The sequence below is a fragment of the Jiangella asiatica genome (assembly GCF_004349065.1).
GTDB classification, from domain to species: domain Bacteria; phylum Actinomycetota; class Actinomycetes; order Jiangellales; family Jiangellaceae; genus Jiangella; species Jiangella asiatica.
In genome coordinates this window covers 1-651 of the sequence record NZ_SMKZ01000124.1, presented here as the reverse complement: position 1 = coordinate 651, position 651 = coordinate 1, and the positions used below count along the sequence as shown (strand labels likewise).

At 75.0% G+C, this 651-nt stretch carries 1 protein-coding gene; it reads left to right on the top strand.

Annotated features, from left to right (window positions below; translation table 11 throughout):
- On the top strand, positions 1-651 hold a 651-nt coding region (locus tag E1269_RS32005), incomplete at both ends, for a DUF222 domain-containing protein (protein WP_162606729.1).

The following is a 651-nucleotide window of genomic DNA, read 5'->3' as shown; positions in this document are numbered from 1 at the left end:
GGGTGATCGATGAGCGGCGCGCGAAAGTGATCACCGGTGAGCTGGGTGGGCAGGACCGGCAGGTCCGGCGGCGGGTCGAGGCCGCGGTGCTGCCGGGCGCATCCACCATGGACACCGTCGCCCTGCGCCGGAGGATCACCCAACTGTTGCACGAGCTCGCCCCGGTGAGCACCCAGCAGCGCTGCCAGGCCGCGCGGGAACGCCGCGATGTCACCATCACCGCGGCCCCGGACGCGATGGCCTACCTGGAGGCGCACCTGCCCGCCGAGGACGCCATCGCGGTCAAAACCGTCCTCGACGCGGCCGCCCACACCCTCAAACGCCACGACACCACCGCCGGGCACCAGCCGCGCACGGCAGCCCAGCGCCGCGCCGACGCCCTGGCCGCGCTGGCCTGGACAACCCTGCACACCCAGACCATCGCCCCCACCGGCAGCGACCACGCCGCCGACACCGGCGCCGGTGCGGGTCGCGGGGGTGCGGCACCGATCCCGCTCGCCTCGGCGCAGGGCCGCCCGGTCACCGTGCACGTCACCGTCCCGCTGCGTTCCCTGATCGGGCTCACCGACGAGCCGGGCCACCTGGACGGCTACGGCCCCATCCCCGCACACACCGCCCGCCACCTCGCCGCCGACGGGATCTGGCAATGGG